This window comes from Lactobacillus helveticus DSM 20075 = CGMCC 1.1877, assembly GCF_000160855.1.
Classification (GTDB): Bacteria; Bacillota; Bacilli; order Lactobacillales; family Lactobacillaceae; genus Lactobacillus; species Lactobacillus helveticus.
This window is the reverse complement of the sequence record NZ_GG700753.1, coordinates 7370-24780: the sequence shown is the minus strand read 5'-3', so window position 1 is coordinate 24780 and position 17411 is coordinate 7370. Positions and strand designations below refer to the sequence as shown.

Below are 17411 nucleotides of genomic sequence, written 5' to 3'. Positions count from 1 at the left end.
GTTTCCGTATTTAATGTACATATATATTGCTTGTACATCTTAATTATTTCTCCTAAAATCAGGTTAGAGAGAAAAGAGGGATGGCATATGAAAGCTATTTTAACTATAAGTGGCGAAGATAAAATAGGCATTATCGCTCAAATAAGTAAAATTTTAGCCGAAGAAGAAATTGATATTTTAAACATTTCATAAAACTTAATGGATAATAATTTTCCAACAACCATAATGATAAAAATTACAGACGGTAAAGACTTAAAGAAGATTGATAAGCGTTTTGATAATTTAGGTAACCAAATGGGCGCCAAAAAGCACAATGATCGTCAATTGATGGCTATTCGCAGAACAATTGAAAGCGACTTTTCACTTCTAACTTCTTACAACGCCGAGAACAATTGAGCGCGCAGTTTAACTGGCTTTCAAGCACGATTAGAAATTGCTATTCTGACTTATAATCTAGCTTATTGTCTAGAACGATTTAACTAGCACCACGCGTATGTAAATAATGTTTCGGCATCTTCTTTGCTCAATCTAGTCTTTTTAATAATTAATGGCAAAATTTTGCCTCGTTCATGAGCAATTATCCGGCCAATAATGTATTCACTTAAATCTGGATCCATTAATAAGCTTTGGTATTTATCTGAATCTCCAATCCGTTGACAAGCAGGTACTAAAGATTCGTTCTTATTAAGATAATCAAAGAATAATTATCATCCGTGTCTAACCCTGTAGTTGAATCTTGAACCCAAAATAGGGCATCGTCAAGGACAGCATTTAATACATCAGTAATCGACGTAAAATGCAAATAGAACGTAGAGCGAGTAATGTCAGCTTCACGACAAATCTGAGTAATTGTGACCTTAGAATAAAGTTCTTCTTTAACTAATTTAATAAAAGCATCTTTAATTACTCTAATTGTATAGAGCGTTCTACGATCAGTTTTTCTTCTCTTGATTTCTACCATAACTTATCAACTCACAATCTTATTCTTTAACACTAAATCGTTCAATAATATCACGTTGAGCAGGAAATAGTTGCAATAATTTATCTTTTCTTGGTACATAAATTGCACCATCATTACCATCTGGAAGTTCTGTAGAGATTTGTGAAAATCCAACTCCATTATTTTCAGCAGTTTCAATCGCAATAAAGGTTCCTGGATCAGCATAAAAGCCATGAACTTCATCTTTATTTTTATCAAGTCCTAATCTAACTTTATAATACTTACCGTTTTGAGTAAAGCAATGAACTATCGCAGCATCCCCAATAGAATGCATCCAAGATTGCCCATATTGTACCGTATGCAATAAGGAAGGATGGTCCTTATCGATTGTTAAATACATTGGATGGCTGCCTGGTCTAATACCACTATCTACCATGTAATTAGGGTAAAATTGCTGCATAGTTTTATCTTGCTTAGCTTTTTGCTCATGTGTTAATTGAGGCTTAGCCTCAGGAGCGGCAGGGCCTTGCGTTTCAGCACCATAACTTTTACCCGTTAATAATGCCTTAAAGGCTGCATTAATCGAAGAAGAATATCCAATAGACTTTTCAGCAATTTGACTCAGAATCAATAATTCACCTTTATTGATAGTAATATAGTGAGCGTGTGGAGCGGTAGCAACTAGCTACATGCTTGGTGCTTTAATCATTTGATTGCGTGGTCCAATCCCTAATTCAAGGACAACTAATTTTTTATCTTCATATTTTTGAATAAAATCTTGAAAGGCTTGAACTTTTTTTGATTAATCTGGAAATTTTTACCAGCCATGTTTAAGGCAAGGGGAGCACCACACTCATCACATTTAGGTATATCAGCTTCAGTAAGCGTCCCAGCTTGATCTTTCTCATAAATTTCGTGCAACTTTGAAGCTAAATAATGTACGGAGTGCTCGGCGGGGTGGTTGCTGCATACTCCTTCAAACCAATTGCCTTCAATTTCAAATAAATTAGTCAACCCCACTAGAGCAAAATGATGGTCAATATTAGATGTCCAGACAAAATAGGATTTATTGCCAATGATTTTCTTTATATCTTGCATATAATTGCTTATTTCATAATTATTGCCATAATACTCTACAACTCGGGCTACCATTCGCCAATAATCTAACTGATTAGGATATTTAAAAGCAAAAGCAGTCAACAAGTTAGGTAAATGATATTTGTCTACTAAGTCTCCGAGTACTTCTTTCAACTTTTTATCATTAGCAAACAAATTCAATCCTTCTGAAATAGAGAGTCCATTGCTTGCTGTCACTAAAATAGCATCAGCGTCATCCAACCATTGTTTTGCAATCTTTGCAGTTTTATTAGTCATTGTCTTTCTCCTTAATTTTTGCACTAACTTCTTTAAGAACCTCATTAATATCATCCCCAATTAATAAGAACGATCATGAATCATTGGATTAGTCATAGCATCTTTAGGATTGATATTAATATAAAAAGAATTCTTTAAATATTGGGTCATTTTCCAGAATGGCTCCTGAATAAACATCGGTGTCATACGACCAACACCCATTTCAAGAAACAGAATCTTTTCACTGCAGTGATCAGCCATAAATTTATTCCACTTCTGATGTTCTTCAAAATATCTTTTTCCTTCTAAAAATTGCGGACCACGTGCCCCAAGAATAAGTTCAGACCCATTAATATCACTTTTAGGAATTAATTCAGTTGGTAGGCAATGATCTTTAACTTTAGGCAATAACTTTGCAACCATCTTTTTAGTACTATAGAGTTTTTGATCTGTACTAGTATCAGAAGCCTGATAATAATCCCATGATCCCTGAATTTCACTTACTTGATCACTTGGGAAAAACTTCTTAAAAAGAGTATCCTGATTAGTAGTTACAAAATGAACTGGCTTATTGCCGATTAACTTTTTAAGATACTCATAAGTTGGCTTCTGCGGTGGAATATTGAGGATCATTTTTAATGATTCAAGCATAAAAGCCCAGTGTTCCTCTTTAGAATCAAAACGAGTATAAAAGCCATTAAAAATGCCTTCAAAATGATATTTATCATAAAAATACTTCATATGCTTCATAAATAGGGGACTTGCAGAATACCAAAAATCCATTCCTGCCGCATTGGACATTCCGCTTCCTGCTCCTACAATTATGGCATCTGCCTCTTTCACATGTTTTATCAATTCATCAATTTTATTCATACAATGTTTACCTCATTTTTTAATAGATTGATTACTTTCATACATCCTGTATAGGACTTGATGTAAACATCATATGTTAAAGTGAATAGGCAGTTAAGCACATTCATAGCAAAACGTCAGATAATGGACAGATTCAAAATAATGTAGTGAATTTGACCTCTATATCTTAGTTTCGTATAGTTTGATTAAAATATAAAAAAGGGGGATAAAATACATGACACTCATTTACGCTAGAAAAGCAAAAATAAATGATATTAACAAAATTGTGCCAGTAATCGATGAAGCTAAAGCATTCTTAAAGAAAGCTGGTAGCACACAATGGCAAAGTGGATATCCCAATGAAGAAACTATTACGCAAGATATAAAGAAGAATGTGGGTTATGTTTTAATCGTTGATCATCATGTAGCAGGATATGCTGCAGTAATCGCAGGAATTGAACCTACTTATCAAGTAATAGATGGACAATGGCAAAATGAACAAGATAAGTATGCAACTATTCACCGTATGGCTATTAGCAATCAATACCGCGGGATGCATCTAGGAAATTACTTTTTCTCCAATTTAATTTCACTGCAAGTAGCAAATAATATATTTAACTTCAGAATTGATACCTTTAAAAAGAATGCAATTATGCAACATCTTGCTAAAAGCCACGGATTTATTGAAAGAGGGACAATAAAGGTAGAAGACCCAATTGACCCCGAAAGATTAGCATTTGAATTAAATTTATAACCATATTAGTTTACTAATCACTTTGTATTTGCTATCATAGTGATGAACGCTATTATTAATAGTTTTCAGGTCAAAGGAGATTAGTTTTATGCAATATCAAAAGACCAAAGAAATTTTAAATCAAGCAGTTGCTGATCTTAGTCAATTACAAATGGTAGTACGTCAACAACACTGGTACATGCGTGGACCAGAATTTTTAAACTTACACCCATACTTAGATGATGTAATGTCTGAATTAAACGATCAACGTGATTTAATCGCTGAAAGATTAATTACTATTGATGGCTCTCCATACTCTAGCTTGGCAGAAATGGTAGATCATTCAACCATTGAAGCTCATCCTGGCAAGTGGGGTACACCTACTACTGAGCGTTTTGCTACTATCGTTGATGGTTATCATCACTTGGCACACCTTTACGAAAAAGGTATCAAAGCTGCAGATGAAGAAGGAGACTACAGTTCAAGTGATATCTTAACTACTTGTCACAATGATCTTGAAAAGAGAATTTGGATGATGGCAGCTGAGATTAATCAAGCACCTAACATTGACGAATAATTAAATCTAAAATAAAAAAGGCAGTAAGCGATAATTTTTGCTTACTGTCTTTTTTATCATCGGTAAATTGCAATTGCCCGCTTACCGCTCCTTTTACTTTGCTAAAGAAATGCGGAAGGCTAATTCTTTGCATTTTTCAAGCAATGAATCTTTTAATCAGTTAATTAAAGATCTAAATAAAAATGAACTAAAACAAAATAAATTGCCAGATAAACTTAAAAATGTATTACGTCCATATCAAAAAGAGGATTTCAATTGGCTTAATACACTAGTTAATTACAATTTTGGCGGCATTCTAGCTGATGAAATGGGATTAGGTAAGACAATACAAGTAATATCCTTATTGTTAGCTCACCAAAAGAAAGACAGTACCAATTTAGTAGTAGCTCCAGCATCAGTTATCTATAACTGGGAGAATGAGGCACAAAAATTTGCGCCCGAACTTAAAACCGCTGTGCTTGTTGGAACTAAAAAAGAACGAACACAAATTTTAGCCAATGCATCCAAATATGATCTATTGATTACTTCATACCAATCTTTAAACCGTGACTTAGAAGCTTATCAAAAACTTGTTTTTAATATACAGATCCTTGATGAAGCCCAAAATATTAAGAATCATCAATCGATTACGGCTCAATCCGTTAAAGTAATTAAAGCTCATCATAAACTCGCTTTAACCGGAACACCGATAGAAAACAAATTAAGTGAATTATGGAGTGTTTTTGATTATTTAATGCCCAACTTTTTAGGATCATACTTAGATTTTAAGAAAAAGTTTGAACTACCAATAATTAAGGATGAGGATGAAGAAGCCGAAAAACAATTGGTTGAAATGGTTACTCCATTCATTTTGCATCGACTAAAGAAAGACGTTCTGAATGATTTGCCCGCAAAGGAAGAAGAGATTGTTTATGTTAATATGGGATCTAAACAATCCGAATTATATAAACTGCAAACGCAGAAATTAATTGCTGAATTGTCTTGCCAAGGGGATGCAGAGTTTAAACGCGCTCATTTTGAAATTTTTGCTCAGATTACTAAGTTGCGCGAGATATGCTGTGATCCTCACTTGTTATATGAGAATTATCACGGCAATTCAGGTAAATTAATTGCGACTATTGATTTGATTAAAGCTAATTTGGAAAATGGACATAAAATTTTACTATTTTCTCAATTCACTTCAATGCTAGAGATTATCCAAAACAAACTCCGTAAATTAAAAGTTCCTATTTTTGTCATTACCGGAGCAACGGCTAAAAAGGAACGACAGGATAAAATTCATCAGTTCAATTCATTAGATAAACCTGCCATTTTCTTGATCTCACTTAAAGCAGGTGGAACTTAGCTGCCGAAAATCAAGCAAGCGATCGTGCTCATCGAATGGGACAAAAGCACACTGTCAAGATTTATAAAATGGTTACCCGGAATAGTATTGAAGAGAAGATTATTTCTTTGCAACACAAAAAAGCAGACCTAGCAAAAATAATCTTAGATAACGATGGCATGGCGCAAGCCACGATGAACAGAGAAAGTTTGTTAAAAATCTTAAAATGATTTCGCACTTGCGAACTATTGTTTGCATAGGTATAATAAAAAAGCAACAAAAAACCAACAAGTTATACACTTGCTGGTTTTATATTTAGTTTAATTTTAGTGATGTTTTTTATAATACCAATAATACAATCCGAATGGCATCATATTTTCTTGATGATGTTTAAGACGGACGATATTGCTTCGATGACTCCAGTAGATTAAGACTACGAGTAATCCACTGATAATGCTCAAGGCAAGGTCGTGGAAGAAGAACGAAGCTATAAAAATCAAAACTACTGAGATTAGGCTAGTTAATGAGACCATACTTGTAATAAACAAGATTGGGAAAAAGATGACTGCACAAATTAAAAAAAAATGCACATTATATCCTAATAAGAAACCGGCTGAGGTAGCAACAGCTTTGCCTCCCTTAAATTTTAAAAAGATAGGGAAGGCATGACCTAAAATAGCAGCTAAACCAAAAATCAAACAGAGATAATGAGATCCTAGATGAAACAAGACTGGTAGCAACGTAGCTATTGTTCCTTTGAAAAAATCAACTAAGAAGACGATAATTCCAGCTACAGGACCCAATACTCTGAAAGTATTGGTAGTACCTATGTTGCCAGAGCCATACTTTCTTATATCTTTGTGAAAGAAGATCTTTCCTACTAATACACCCGTCGGAAAAGATCCGATCAAGTATGCTAAAATAAACAACGATGCAAATTTTAATGCAAACATATTCAACAACTCCTATTAATCTATCGCTATTTTAGCAAAGATTATTCCTTAAATATAGGGTGTTGGTGAATTATTGATTAAATGGGGGATTTTTTAGTGGCAAAAGCTAATACTTATGATGATTCTTCAATTCAAATATTACATGGATTGGAAGCCGTTCGTAAACGACCAGGTATGTATATAGGTTCAACCGATATACATGGACTTAATCAATTGGTTTATGAAATAGTCGATAATTCAGTTGATGAGGCTATGGCCGGCTTTGGTAAAGAAATTGATGTAACTATTCATAAAGATAATAGTGTAACTATAAGAGACTTTGGACGTGGAATGCCTACAGGGATGCATAAGTCAGGAAAACCAACTATTGAAGTTATTCTGACCGTGCTCCATGCCGGTGGTAAGTTTACCGAGCAAAATTATAAAACTTCTGGTGGACTTCACGGTGTAGGTTCTTCCGTAGTAAATGCACTTTCAAGCTATATGAAAGTACGTGTTGTTCGAGATGGTAAAGCATATGAAGAAGAGTTTGAAAAGGGTGGACATCCCATTGGAACTCTTAAGTGCTTAGGAAAAACTAAAGATCCTACTGGTACGACAATTACTTTTAAACCAGATGCCATGATTTTTTCAACAACTAAGTATAAGTATGAGACTATTCAGGAACGTATTCGAGAATCTGCCTTTTTGCTTAAAGGAGTTAAATTTGTTTTAACTGATGAACGTGATCCTGAACATCATGATGTATTTCAGTATGATGATGGAATCAAATCTTTTGTTTCTTACCTAAATGAGGGTAAAGGAACTATTAGTGATGTTTTCTATTTTGAGGGAAAACAAGACGGCATGGAGATTGAATTTTCCGGTCAATACAGTGATGGATATTCAGAAAATCTAGTATCTTTTGTTAACAACGTTCGGACTGGTGATGGTGGAACGCATGAATCTGGTGCACGTAGTGGATTTACTCGTGCTTTCAATGATTATGCCAAAAAGCAAGGGTTGCTTGGTAAAAAAGATAAAAATATTGATGGATCAGATTATCGTGAAGGTTTAAGCGCTGTTTTATCAGTAAAAATTCCAGAAGAATTGCTTGAATTTGAAGGTCAAACCAAAGGTAAATTAGGTACTCCTCAAGCACGTTCTGCAGTTGATTCACTCGTTTATGAGAAGATGTCTTACTATTTAATGGAGAACGGTGAATTAGCTCAGGAATTGGTTAAAAAGGCACAACGAGCTAGGGATGCACGTGAAGCTGCTAAAAAAGCTAGAGATGAAAGCCGTAATGGTAAAAAGAGACGCAAAAAAGAAGTTCTTTCTGGTAAGTTAACTCCTGCCCAATCACGCAATCCTAAAAAGAATGAATTATTCCTAGTTGAGGGCGATTCTGCCGGCGGTTCAGCAAAGCAAGGCCGTGATCGACGCTTCCAAGCAATCTTGCCTTTACGTGGTAAAGTCTTAAATACTCAAAAGGCTAAATTGCAAGATATCTTTAAAAACGAAGAAATCAACACTATGATTTATACTATCGGCGCTGGCGTAGGCGCTGAATTTAATGTTGATGATTCAAACTACGACAAAGTTATCATCATGACTGACGCCGATGACGATGGTGCTCACATTCAGATCCTGCTTTTAACCTTTTTCTACCGCTATATGCGCCCAATGATCGAAAAAGGAAAGATATATATTGCTCTTCCACCTCTTTATCGCTTGCAAAAGGGCCGTGGTAAGAAGGCACAAATTCAATATGCTTGGACAGATGAAGAACTTGCAGAAGATGAAAAAGCAATGAAGCGCGGTTATTCATTACAACGTTTCAAAGGATTGGGTGAAATGAATGCTGAACAACTTTGGCAAACAACTATGAATCCTGAATCCAGAATGTTAATCCGAGTAAAAATTGACGATGCTGCCCTTGCTGAAAGACGAGTAACTACCTTAATGGGTGATAAAGTTGCTGCCAGAAGAAAATGGATTGAAGAAAACGTTAAATTCAGAATGGGCGAAGATAGCTCAATCTTAGAATCAGAAGATGATTAAAGAAGGTTTTTAATTAATGGCCACAAAAGAACGAATTCGTGAAATGCCGCTTGAACAAGTTATGGGCGAGCGTTTTGGACGATATTCCAAGTATATTATTCAAGAACGGGCTTTACCCGATATTCGTGATGGATTAAAGCCTGTTCAACGACGCATTCTTTATGCAATGTATCAAGATGGAAACACTTATGACAAGCCGTTTAAAAAGGCTGCTAAAGCCGTTGGTAATATCATGGGTAATTTCCACCCACATGGTGATAGTTCCATTTATGGAGCCTTAGTTCACTTATCACAGGATTGGAAAATGCGCGAACCATTAGTCGAAATGCACGGAAATAATGGTTCAATGGATGGCGATGGCCCTGCAGCCATGCGTTATACCGAATCTCGCTTAAACAAAATATCCAATATGCTTTTGCAAGATATTGATAAGCAAACTGTCAAAATGGTTCTTAATTTTGATGACAGTGAATATGAACCAACAGTTTTACCAGCACGTTTTCCCAATTTATTAGTTAATGGCTCAACAGGAATTTCCGCAGGTTATGCTACTGAAATCCCACCACATAATCTAGGCGAAGTAATTGATGCTACTATTTATCTGTTAAAACATCCTGATGCTTCATTAGCAGATCTAATGCAATTTGTAAAAGGTCCAGATTTCCCTACTGGTGCTATTGTGATGGGGACCCAAGGTATTAAAGAAGCTTATGAAACTGGTAGAGGCCGTATTCAAGTTAGAGCGAAAACCAGCATTCAAGAAATTCGTGGACATCGTCAGGAAATCGTTGCAACTGAAATTCCATTTGATGTTAATAAAGCCCTTTTAGTCAAAAAAATAGATGAAATTCGATTAAATAAAGAAATTGATGGTATTGCAGAAGTACGTGATGAAACTGATCGCCACGGTTTATCAATCGTTATCGAACTGAAAAAAGATGCCGATGCGCAAAACATTCTAAATTATTTATTTAAAAATACTGATTTACAAGTTTCATACAACTTCAATATGGTCGCAATTGATCATATGACTCCTGTTCAAGTAGGATTAAAGCGAATCTTATCATCTTACTTAGAACATGAAGAAGATGTTGTAACTAAACGAACTAAATTTGACTTAAACAAGGCTGAAGCACGTTTAGAAATCATTCAAGGATTAATCCATGCAATGGATATTCTTGACCAAGTTATTAAGACTATTCGTGCTTCTAAAAATAAAGCTGATGCTAAAAAGAACTTAATTGCTAAATATAAATTTACTGCAAATCAAGCTGAGGCAATTGTTTCTTTACAGCTTTACAGATTAACAAATACCGATGTAAATGAGTTAATTGCTGAACAAAGTAAGCTCAATAAGCTTGCTGAAAAATATCGCAAGCTTTTATCAGATCGAAAGACATTAGAAAAAGAAATTATCAAAGAACTATCAGCAGTAAAAAAGGAATTTGCTAGTCCTCGTCGTACTGAAATTTCAGAAGAGAGTGCTAAAGTTAAGATTGATGAAAAAGCATTAGTTGCTGATGAGCAAGTACGCGTATTAATTAGTCGTGATGGTTACTTAAAGCGTTCTTCCTTGAGATCATACCAATCTACTGATGATGCTGATAACGGTTTGCCAGATGGGGATAAAGTAATTTATGAAAACACCTTATCTACTTTATCCAACCTCTATCTGTTTACCAACCATGGTAATGTTATCTACCGACCAGTTCATGAATTGGTAGAAACTAAATGGAAAGAGACTGGCCAACACCTTTCTCAAGAAATTGGGTTAGACAGCGATGAGCAAATTATCCGTGTATTTGTATTTGATAGTCTAGATATAAAGAAAAACTTTATTCTTGCTACTAACGATGGTTATATTAAGCAACTCGAATTAACTAATTTACAACCAACTAGAACTTACAAATCTCGTGCAATGACAGCTATTAAATTAAAGAATAAAGATAGCATGTTGATCGGCGTAAATTTAATCAATCCTACTGATAAGAAGGAGATTACTTTATTTACCCATCGTGCATATGCAGTTAGATATAATATTAGTGAAATTCCAACATCAGGTTCTAAAGCTGTTGGGGTTAAATCTGTAAATCTTAAAGATGACGACTATATAGTTGGTTACGTTTTAGTTGATAGCAAATATCTTGATTTGATGCATGTTGGTTTGATTACTCAACGTGGTGCCTTTAAACAGTTTAAACTTTCTTTAGTCAATAAAGTTTCTCGTGCCAAACGTGGTGTATTAGTCTTACGCGAATTAAAGACAAAACCACATAGAATTGTGGCTTTAATGCCATATGCTCAAGATCATATCCTACATGTTACTACTTCTAGTGATCGCCATATCGAAATTAAAACTACTGAATATCCTTTAGGCGACCGTTATTCAAATGGCTCATTTGTTATTGATACGACAGTAGATGGTACACCAAAGAATATCGAATTAGGGCGACCAATTAGTAGTCAAAATTAATATTTTGTTTATTATTTAATAACATTTTATAAAAAGAAAAATAGTGCTGAGACATTTGTTTTGACACTATTTCTTTTTGGATAGATAATAAATTATGTTATGGGACATGACTTATCATAAAATGAAATTTTGAGAAAGAAGATAATTGTTATGCCTAAAACTGATACAATATTGTCAGCCAAATCATTACATTATTTTTTACAACTGATTGATACAATGAACTATACCCAAGCAGCTCAAATTTTGGGTATTACTCAACCTGCATTAACTCAGCAAGTAAAGAAGCTCGAGCACGCTATTGGTGCTCCACTATTTGGTCAGATGGGAAAGAAATTATATTTGACTGAAGCAGGGAAAGAAATGGAAACTGCTGCGGTTGAATTGCTTAATACTATCAATGGAGTTGTAAGTGATATTCAAGAATATACTCAAGCAGATAAAGGCCATATTTCTGTAGGGATTTTGAATTCACTTCAATCAAATATTTTTTACCAATTTTTAGGTGAATTTAACAAGAAATACCCAGATGTAACCTTTACTATTAACTATTTTGATCGTAAGGAATTGTGGCGTAGACTAGATACTAATCAAGTCGATATGGCTATTATGTATTTGCCTGACAACACTAAGAAAGAAGACACTAATTTACGTCATCAATATAACTACGAGAGTTTTTATGACGATAAATTAGTAATTTTAACTCATAAAACAACTTTTGAAGCTGGAGAATCTTACCCAGTTTCACGTTTTGTAAATATAAAATGGGTTGCATATCCTGATAATTTCTATTTAACTCCTTTGATGCATGGTTACTTCGGAAAGAAGAACAAACCGATTATTCCTATCAAAATTGGATCTACTAAGGAATTAATCAAAATGGCTGAGAATTCAGATTACGATACTTTTATTACACAATCTTATTATGACGCCCATCGTTATGAAATTGATTCAACCAATTTAACTCCAATTTATCTAAAAGAAGAACATGGATTTACCATCTCTTATGTTTACCGTAAAGGTAAACTTGAAATTCCTAGAATGCAAAATCTCTTAAAAGAATGGGAAAAGTTCTTGGACAAGCACCAGAATTTTAGTAAACTATTAGTAGATTAAATAAAAAGTTAGAAAAAGAGGCAATTTATTCAATGGAAAAAGAATTTGTTTTCGGACACCAAAATCCAGATACTGATGCTATTGGTACTGCCATTGCATTTTCATACTTACAAAATAAATTAGGTTACAATACTGAAGCAGTCGCTTTAGGTGAACCTAATGACGAAACTGCATATGCCCTTAAGAAATTTGGTTTTGAAGCTCCTCGTGTTATTAAGAAAGCTGCTCCAGAAGTTAACGCTGTTATGTTGGTTGACCACAACGAACCTCAACAAAGTGTCTCAGACATTGATAAGGTTAAAGTTACTCATGTTGTTGATCACCACAGAATTATGAACTTTAACACTGCAGATCCTTTGTACTACCGTGCTGAACCAATGGGTTGTACTTCAACTATTGTTTGGAAGATGTTTAACGAAAACGGTATTGAAATTCCTGAAAAGCTTGCTGGATTAATGCTTTCAGCTATCATTTCAGATACTTTACTTCTTAAGTCACCAACTACTACTGATGATGATAAAAAGGCTGTTGAAGCATTAGCTAAAATTGCCAACGTTGATTACAAAGAATATGGTTTAGCAATGCTTAAGGCAGGTACTAACATCAGTGATAAATCAGAAGAGGAATTGATTGATTTAGATGCTAAGAGCTTCGCTTTAAACGGTCACAATGTACGTGTAGCACAAATCAATGTAGTTGACCTACCAGAAGCTTTAGAACGCAAGGATGCCTTTTTAAAGGCTATGGAAGCATCAGCAAACGATAACGGTTATGATATGTTCATGCTTTTAATCACTAATATTCTTGATTCTGACTCTGAAGCTTTAGTAGTCGGTTCTGATGAAACTAAAGAATTATTTGAAAAAGCTTTTGATAAGAAGCTTAATGATTCAGAAGTTAAGTTACCTGGTGTTGTATCACGTAAAAAGCAAGTAGTTCCACCATTGACAGAAGCTTTTGAAGGTTAATTCTTTAGATACTGCTTAATAAAAAATGACTAGGGGCATATCCTAGTCATTTTTTATCTTAAATTATTAAAAAGGAGATATATTATGTCATACCCACAGTTAGATTTAGAAAACGTCAAAGGTCCTCGTGCAGTTCTTAAAACCAATCATGGTAACATCACAATTCAATTATTTCCAGATCAAGCACCAATGACTGTCGAAAACTTTGTTCGATTAGCAAAAAAAAGTTACTACAATGTTACTATTTTTCACCGAGTAATCAGTGATTTTATGATTCAAGGTGGTGATCCCGAAGGAAACGGTACAGGTGGTACTAGTATTTGGGGACATCCTTTTGAAGATGAATTTTCACGTGATTTATTTAATCTTCGTGGTGCTTTATCAATGGCTAATTCAGGTCCTAATACTAATGGTAGTCAATTCTTTATTGTGCAAAATAAAAATATGCCTAAACGTTATATCAAACAAATGGAGCCAGCTGGTTATCCTAAAGAAATTATTCATGCCTATAAGCAGGGGGGAACTCCTTGGTTAGATGGTCGTCATACTGTTTTCGGTCAAGTGATCGATGGCATGGATGTAGTTGATGAAATTGCTAAAGTAAAGAAAAATAAAATGGATAAGCCATTAGAAGACGTAACTATTGATGAAGTAGAGATTCAAGACTAAAAAAGAGTTGCATTTTTGCAACTCTTTTTTTACTTCATTTCTTTTAAAAGCACGATGAGAGATTTGCATACTCGTTCAGCTTGATCATCTGGTAATTTTCTTAGCTCATTAGTAACTTTTTGAATGAAAATAGGTGTATTGTTAACATGACTCTCTGGCTTAACATTTGTAGCAGAGTAGGCATTGTTAATAATATCTGGTGTATTAGTGTTCAAAGCTCGAGCTATTGAATCAAGCTTTTGAATACTAATATTTTGATCCTTAGTTCTTTCTAAACGTGAAATAAAATTAACTGAAAGATCGCTAAGTTCAGCTAAATCCTCCTGTGTAAGTTTTTGTTCACGTCTTCTACGAGAAATTTCTTCTCCTAAATTAATATTCACAAAGCATTCGATCCTTTCAAGTTACTTGTACCCTTATAGGTATAGACTATAAAAGTTTTAGGATAAAATGAATACACTATTTTAATAGTATTAACTTACACTATATTAAATATTAAATATTAAATATTAAAATATTAGATATAAGAATATTAGATATTAATACAAACACTTTATTGACCCTTATCCCGTGATTCCATTTAGGCAATTTTAACTCAAAAACTCTATAAAATTAAATATTTTGATTCTTTATTTTAAGATATTCTAAAAAAACTTTACATTTTTGTTCTATGCAAAGTTTATAATGTATTTTGGGCAAAGTTTATAATGTATTTTGGCTATAAAAATCAAAGAGGGGAATTATTACAAAATGAGGTTAAAAGAGATTTTTAATTATCAGCGTCCAGCAGAATCACGACAATTAGCATGCGCTCTTACTTTTTGTGGTGGTTTTGTCGATGCGTATACATATATTCAAAGGGGGACATACGCTTTCTGCAGGACAAACTGGAAACATCATATTCTTTAGTTCTTCTTTAGCAAATCATAATATACCTGGTATGATTAACCGAGCAAGTACATTTATCGTGGGATTACTTGTAGTAGGATTATTCCATAAATATGTTAAAGGCTATTATTGGAGAGTATTTTGTTTATTTCCAATTTTAGCTATTTGCTTGATTGTAGTTTTTTTGCCACGTAGCGTTCCCAATTATTACATTGTGCCAGCGATTGCATTTGGATTAGCAATTCAAAATGCATCATTCAGAAAAATTGAAGGAATGGGATATAATAATGCATTTACAACTGGAAATCTAAAAAAATCCGTTGTTGCTTGGAGCGCATTTTTCTTTGGTGAGGATAAAAGTCAGCATACGGCAGCTGTCAATTACATGTTATTAGTTATTTCATTTGGAATTGGTGCAATTGTTTCAGCATTCCTACAAAAGTTTCTAATCTTAAAAACAATATGGATAGCTGTAATATTATTGCTGGCTATTATAAATATGATTTATATTAATGCATTGAAAAACGCATTGAAAAACGCATTGAAAAATAATAAGAAAATAGAATTATTAAAATAAAGAAGAGCATAAAAGAGATTGAAATATTTCTAAAGCATATCTGCGCATAATTCATATTATGTAAAGTAAACTATAGAAATTATCTCAATATCTGGACAGAAGTCATTTTTTAGTATTTAGATTAGCAAATCTTTTTTATGCTTTTTCTTTTTGTGATTTTGATTAACTAAATGATCTTTTTCATTTTTATGAATGCTGAGATCGCAATTCTACGGTCCAGTTCATTATTTTTAATTGATAATTAATTTGTTAATTTTATAAGATGAACAATTTAAATTTTGAAAACCAGTTTTATTTATTACCATTTAAATAAAACTATGCAGCAGCATAATATATCATTAGATAAATCATGCTGCTAAAAATAGAATTGTCTATTAAACTAGTAAACTAGTAATTTAAACTAGTAATTGAATTGTATTTAATAATACATTCTTTGTATCAACTAAGATTGGTTTAATAATGCAGATTTATAATTAATTAGCATATGTGTCACTATAACTAATAAATGTGTCACTATAACTAATAAAGATTCATATCTAAAGATTCATATCGAATCACCAATCATCAGCTAATCCTTAAGTTCTAATATGAATAAAAAAAGATGGTAGAAAGAAAAAAGATGGTAGCTTGAAATAAAACTATAAAAAATTGCTGAATTATTGCTGAATTAGTGAAGACAACGTCATAAATAGTATTTAATAGGAATTCTCTGTTTTGCTGCCAAATCTGGCAATAAAATAAATCAATAAATAGTAGGAAATTTTATCGGTTATGCTTTATTTAAAACAATAATTTTAATGATAGGTAGATGCTACTTCCCTAAAAAACGCTGATATATCAACATTTTTAAACATTTATAATTTGTTTTTATTTAAAATCTTTCACATCTGTGTGTAATTTTTACATTTTCGCTCCATAAACGGTCAACATACGCCAAATTTAGCATAAATTTATCTTTTTCCTCCTCTGCTCATCTCATATTATTTTATCAAGTTAAAATAATATGTACTTTCTCGGCAAGCAGATTAAAAAACTAAATTAGTTGTATACAGTTAATCATTAATCTGACTATTAAATATCTTTTTATACTTCAAATTTACTACTTAAACAGCATTAGATACTTTATAACAAGTGAATTTTTGATCATCAACAGCATCTGCATTAACTCATTCTAGGAATTTATGTATTTTTACTATTTAAATCTTGGGCTTTTATCACCAAAACGCTTCTTTCACTCCCCTCTTTCTAAGAGAATAGGGCAACAAAAAAGGCTAAACCAAGTAATTTTTTATCCTTGATTTAGCCTTTTCGTTTATAGTACTTACTATAAATTTTTATTTAAATTTTTATTTTTATTTGAATAAATATCATGCAGTTCAAAACTTGCTGACAACGAAGGCAACAATGATTACCAAAATTACTGCACCTAAAATTGACGGTACAATTGCCATGCCAGCAACTTGAGGTCCCCAGGCACCTAATAAAGCTTGACCTAATGAGGAACCAATTAATCCAGCTAAAATATTAGCAATCCAGTTCATTGACTTCCCATGCCCTGTAAGAGCTCCAGCAATCAAACCAATAACTCCTCCAACAATTAATACCCAAATCCAATGTAGCATTTTAATCGCCTTTACTTTCATTAAAGAAATATCTATATAATCTATTCAGTTAATTAAGCGCTTTTCTTAACTATCTATATTTTATATAATCACAATATTTTTGTCTATATTTTATATAATCACAATATTTTTGTCATTAAAGTAATATACGAAATAGGCTTCTTTATACTTTTCTTTAGGTTTTAAGTATTTTTCTTGCTATTTAAAAATTAAAAGTTTCTAAAAAGCAAGCTATTCTAATTATAATATCAGTGCTGATTTATATTTTACTGATAGTCTTACTTTTTTTATTTTGCAAGCTAGTATTTACCTCACATATATACTCC

Annotated in this window: 16 protein-coding genes and 3 pseudogenes; 11 read left to right on the top strand and 8 right to left on the bottom strand. The window is 33.1% G+C overall.

The genetic code is table 11. The features are described 5' to 3' along the window. Together HMPREF0518_RS10415 and HMPREF0518_RS09670 are read left to right on the top strand one after the other, a co-directional pair. Nucleotides 1-192: ACT domain-containing protein (locus HMPREF0518_RS10415; RefSeq protein ID WP_003626307.1), on the top strand; the 192-nt coding region annotated here is incomplete at its 5' end. Nucleotides 193-288: 96 nt separating this feature from the next. Continuing rightward, nucleotides 289-483, top strand: a pseudogene (locus tag HMPREF0518_RS09670) (IS982 family transposase); the annotation flags it as partial. On the opposite strand, the gene HMPREF0518_RS10610 reads toward HMPREF0518_RS09670, so the two are convergent. From HMPREF0518_RS10610 to HMPREF0518_RS09440, 5 genes are all read right to left on the bottom strand, one after another. Continuing rightward, complete coding sequence (locus HMPREF0518_RS10610; protein ID WP_003626303.1) at nucleotides 480-617, bottom strand: hypothetical protein; 138 nt, start codon at nucleotides 615-617, stop codon at nucleotides 480-482. The pseudogene HMPREF0518_RS09670 and the gene HMPREF0518_RS10610 overlap by 4 nt on opposite strands. Nucleotides 618-667: 50 nt before the next feature. After that, entirely contained in the window at nucleotides 668-961 is a 294-nt protein-coding gene (locus tag HMPREF0518_RS10605) for a TetR/AcrR family transcriptional regulator (RefSeq protein WP_003626300.1), read from the bottom strand. 19 nt (nucleotides 962-980) lie between these two features. Beyond that, nucleotides 981-1571, bottom strand: a complete 591-nt coding sequence (locus HMPREF0518_RS03805) for a cupin domain-containing protein (RefSeq protein WP_003626297.1) — start codon at nucleotides 1569-1571, stop codon at nucleotides 981-983. Between the two features lie 113 nt (nucleotides 1572-1684). After that, on the bottom strand, nucleotides 1685-2314 hold the full coding sequence (locus HMPREF0518_RS09445) for an SIR2 family NAD-dependent protein deacylase (RefSeq protein WP_023192930.1): 630 nt from the start codon (nucleotides 2312-2314) through the stop codon (nucleotides 1685-1687). Between the two features lie 60 nt (nucleotides 2315-2374). Next, the gene (locus tag HMPREF0518_RS09440) at nucleotides 2375-3166 is read right to left on the bottom strand and encodes an SIR2 family NAD-dependent protein deacylase (protein ID WP_003626292.1); all 792 of its coding nucleotides are present in this window, start codon (nucleotides 3164-3166) and stop codon (nucleotides 2375-2377) included. 214 nt (nucleotides 3167-3380) lie between these two features. Here HMPREF0518_RS09440 and HMPREF0518_RS03795 point away from each other — a divergent pair, with 214 nt between their 5' ends. The 3 genes and pseudogenes from HMPREF0518_RS03795 to HMPREF0518_RS03785 all read left to right on the top strand — a co-directional run. Further along, nucleotides 3381-3899 carry an N-acetyltransferase gene (locus HMPREF0518_RS03795; protein WP_003626291.1) on the top strand — a complete coding sequence of 173 codons (519 nt, stop codon included), beginning with the start codon at nucleotides 3381-3383 and terminating at the stop codon, nucleotides 3897-3899. A gap of 88 nt (nucleotides 3900-3987) precedes the next feature. Beyond that, nucleotides 3988-4455 carry a Dps family protein gene (locus HMPREF0518_RS03790; RefSeq protein WP_003626288.1) on the top strand — a complete coding sequence of 156 codons (468 nt, stop codon included), beginning with the start codon at nucleotides 3988-3990 and terminating at the stop codon, nucleotides 4453-4455. A gap of 52 nt (nucleotides 4456-4507) precedes the next feature. Beyond that, nucleotides 4508-6009 (top strand): annotated as a pseudogene (locus tag HMPREF0518_RS03785) (DEAD/DEAH box helicase); the annotation flags it as partial. A 96-nt stretch (nucleotides 6010-6105) separates the two neighbouring features. On the opposite strand, the gene plsY reads toward HMPREF0518_RS03785, so the two are convergent. Next, nucleotides 6106-6732: a glycerol-3-phosphate 1-O-acyltransferase PlsY gene (gene plsY / locus HMPREF0518_RS03780; RefSeq protein WP_003626280.1), complete on the bottom strand. Its 627-nt coding sequence runs from the start codon at nucleotides 6730-6732 to the stop codon at nucleotides 6106-6108. A gap of 96 nt (nucleotides 6733-6828) precedes the next feature. Between plsY and parE the strand changes: the two genes are divergently transcribed. From parE to HMPREF0518_RS03755, 5 genes are all read left to right on the top strand, one after another. Next, entirely contained in the window at nucleotides 6829-8775 is a 1947-nt protein-coding gene (gene parE, locus HMPREF0518_RS03775; RefSeq protein WP_023191491.1) for a DNA topoisomerase IV subunit B, read from the top strand. A gap of 16 nt (nucleotides 8776-8791) precedes the next feature. After that, complete coding sequence (gene parC / locus HMPREF0518_RS03770; RefSeq protein ID WP_003626277.1) at nucleotides 8792-11248, top strand: DNA topoisomerase IV subunit A; 2457 nt, start codon at nucleotides 8792-8794, stop codon at nucleotides 11246-11248. 150 nt (nucleotides 11249-11398) lie between these two features. Next, the gene (locus tag HMPREF0518_RS03765) at nucleotides 11399-12361 is read left to right on the top strand and encodes a LysR family transcriptional regulator (protein ID WP_003626275.1); all 963 of its coding nucleotides are present in this window, start codon (nucleotides 11399-11401) and stop codon (nucleotides 12359-12361) included. Between the two features lie 32 nt (nucleotides 12362-12393). Then, nucleotides 12394-13329 (top strand): manganese-dependent inorganic pyrophosphatase, encoded by a 936-nt coding sequence (locus HMPREF0518_RS03760; protein ID WP_003626273.1) that lies wholly within the window; start codon nucleotides 12394-12396, stop codon nucleotides 13327-13329. Between the two features lie 84 nt (nucleotides 13330-13413). After that, nucleotides 13414-13998 (top strand): peptidylprolyl isomerase, encoded by a 585-nt coding sequence (locus HMPREF0518_RS03755; protein WP_003626271.1) that lies wholly within the window; start codon nucleotides 13414-13416, stop codon nucleotides 13996-13998. A gap of 29 nt (nucleotides 13999-14027) precedes the next feature. Here HMPREF0518_RS03755 and HMPREF0518_RS03750 read toward each other — a convergent pair whose 3' ends face one another. Continuing rightward, nucleotides 14028-14381: a helix-turn-helix domain-containing protein gene (locus HMPREF0518_RS03750; protein ID WP_003626270.1), complete on the bottom strand. Its 354-nt coding sequence runs from the start codon at nucleotides 14379-14381 to the stop codon at nucleotides 14028-14030. 367 nt (nucleotides 14382-14748) lie between these two features. Here HMPREF0518_RS03750 and HMPREF0518_RS03745 point away from each other — a divergent pair. Continuing rightward, nucleotides 14749-15463 (top strand): annotated as a pseudogene (locus HMPREF0518_RS03745) (YoaK family protein). Nucleotides 15464-16839: 1376 nt separating this feature from the next. On the opposite strand, the gene HMPREF0518_RS03740 reads toward HMPREF0518_RS03745, so the two are convergent. Beyond that, on the bottom strand, nucleotides 16840-17085 hold the full coding sequence (locus HMPREF0518_RS03740; protein WP_023191657.1) for a GlsB/YeaQ/YmgE family stress response membrane protein: 246 nt from the start codon (nucleotides 17083-17085) through the stop codon (nucleotides 16840-16842). Nucleotides 17086-17411 lie beyond the last annotated feature (326 nt).

Coding starts and splice junctions, on each gene's coding strand:
- HMPREF0518_RS03790 (WP_003626288.1), top strand. CDS start 3,988: ATGCAATATCAAAAGACCAAAGAAATTTTAAATCAAGCAGTTGCTGAT.
- HMPREF0518_RS03755 (WP_003626271.1), top strand. CDS start 13,414: ATGTCATACCCACAGTTAGATTTAGAAAACGTCAAAGGTCCTCGTGCA.
- HMPREF0518_RS10605 (WP_003626300.1), bottom strand. CDS start 961: ATGGTAGAAATCAAGAGAAGAAAAACTGATCGTAGAACGCTCTATACA.
- HMPREF0518_RS03765 (WP_003626275.1), top strand. CDS start 11,399: ATGCCTAAAACTGATACAATATTGTCAGCCAAATCATTACATTATTTT.
- parC (WP_003626277.1), top strand. CDS start 8,792: ATGGCCACAAAAGAACGAATTCGTGAAATGCCGCTTGAACAAGTTATG.
- HMPREF0518_RS09440 (WP_003626292.1), bottom strand. CDS start 3,166: ATGAATAAAATTGATGAATTGATAAAACATGTGAAAGAGGCAGATGCC.
- HMPREF0518_RS10610 (WP_003626303.1), bottom strand. CDS start 617: ATGGATCCAGATTTAAGTGAATACATTATTGGCCGGATAATTGCTCAT.
- HMPREF0518_RS03740 (WP_023191657.1), bottom strand. CDS start 17,085: ATGCTACATTGGATTTGGGTATTAATTGTTGGAGGAGTTATTGGTTTG.
- HMPREF0518_RS09445 (WP_023192930.1), bottom strand. CDS start 2,314: ATGACTAATAAAACTGCAAAGATTGCAAAACAATGGTTGGATGACGCT.
- HMPREF0518_RS03795 (WP_003626291.1), top strand. CDS start 3,381: ATGACACTCATTTACGCTAGAAAAGCAAAAATAAATGATATTAACAAA.
- HMPREF0518_RS03760 (WP_003626273.1), top strand. CDS start 12,394: ATGGAAAAAGAATTTGTTTTCGGACACCAAAATCCAGATACTGATGCT.
- plsY (WP_003626280.1), bottom strand. CDS start 6,732: ATGTTTGCATTAAAATTTGCATCGTTGTTTATTTTAGCATACTTGATC.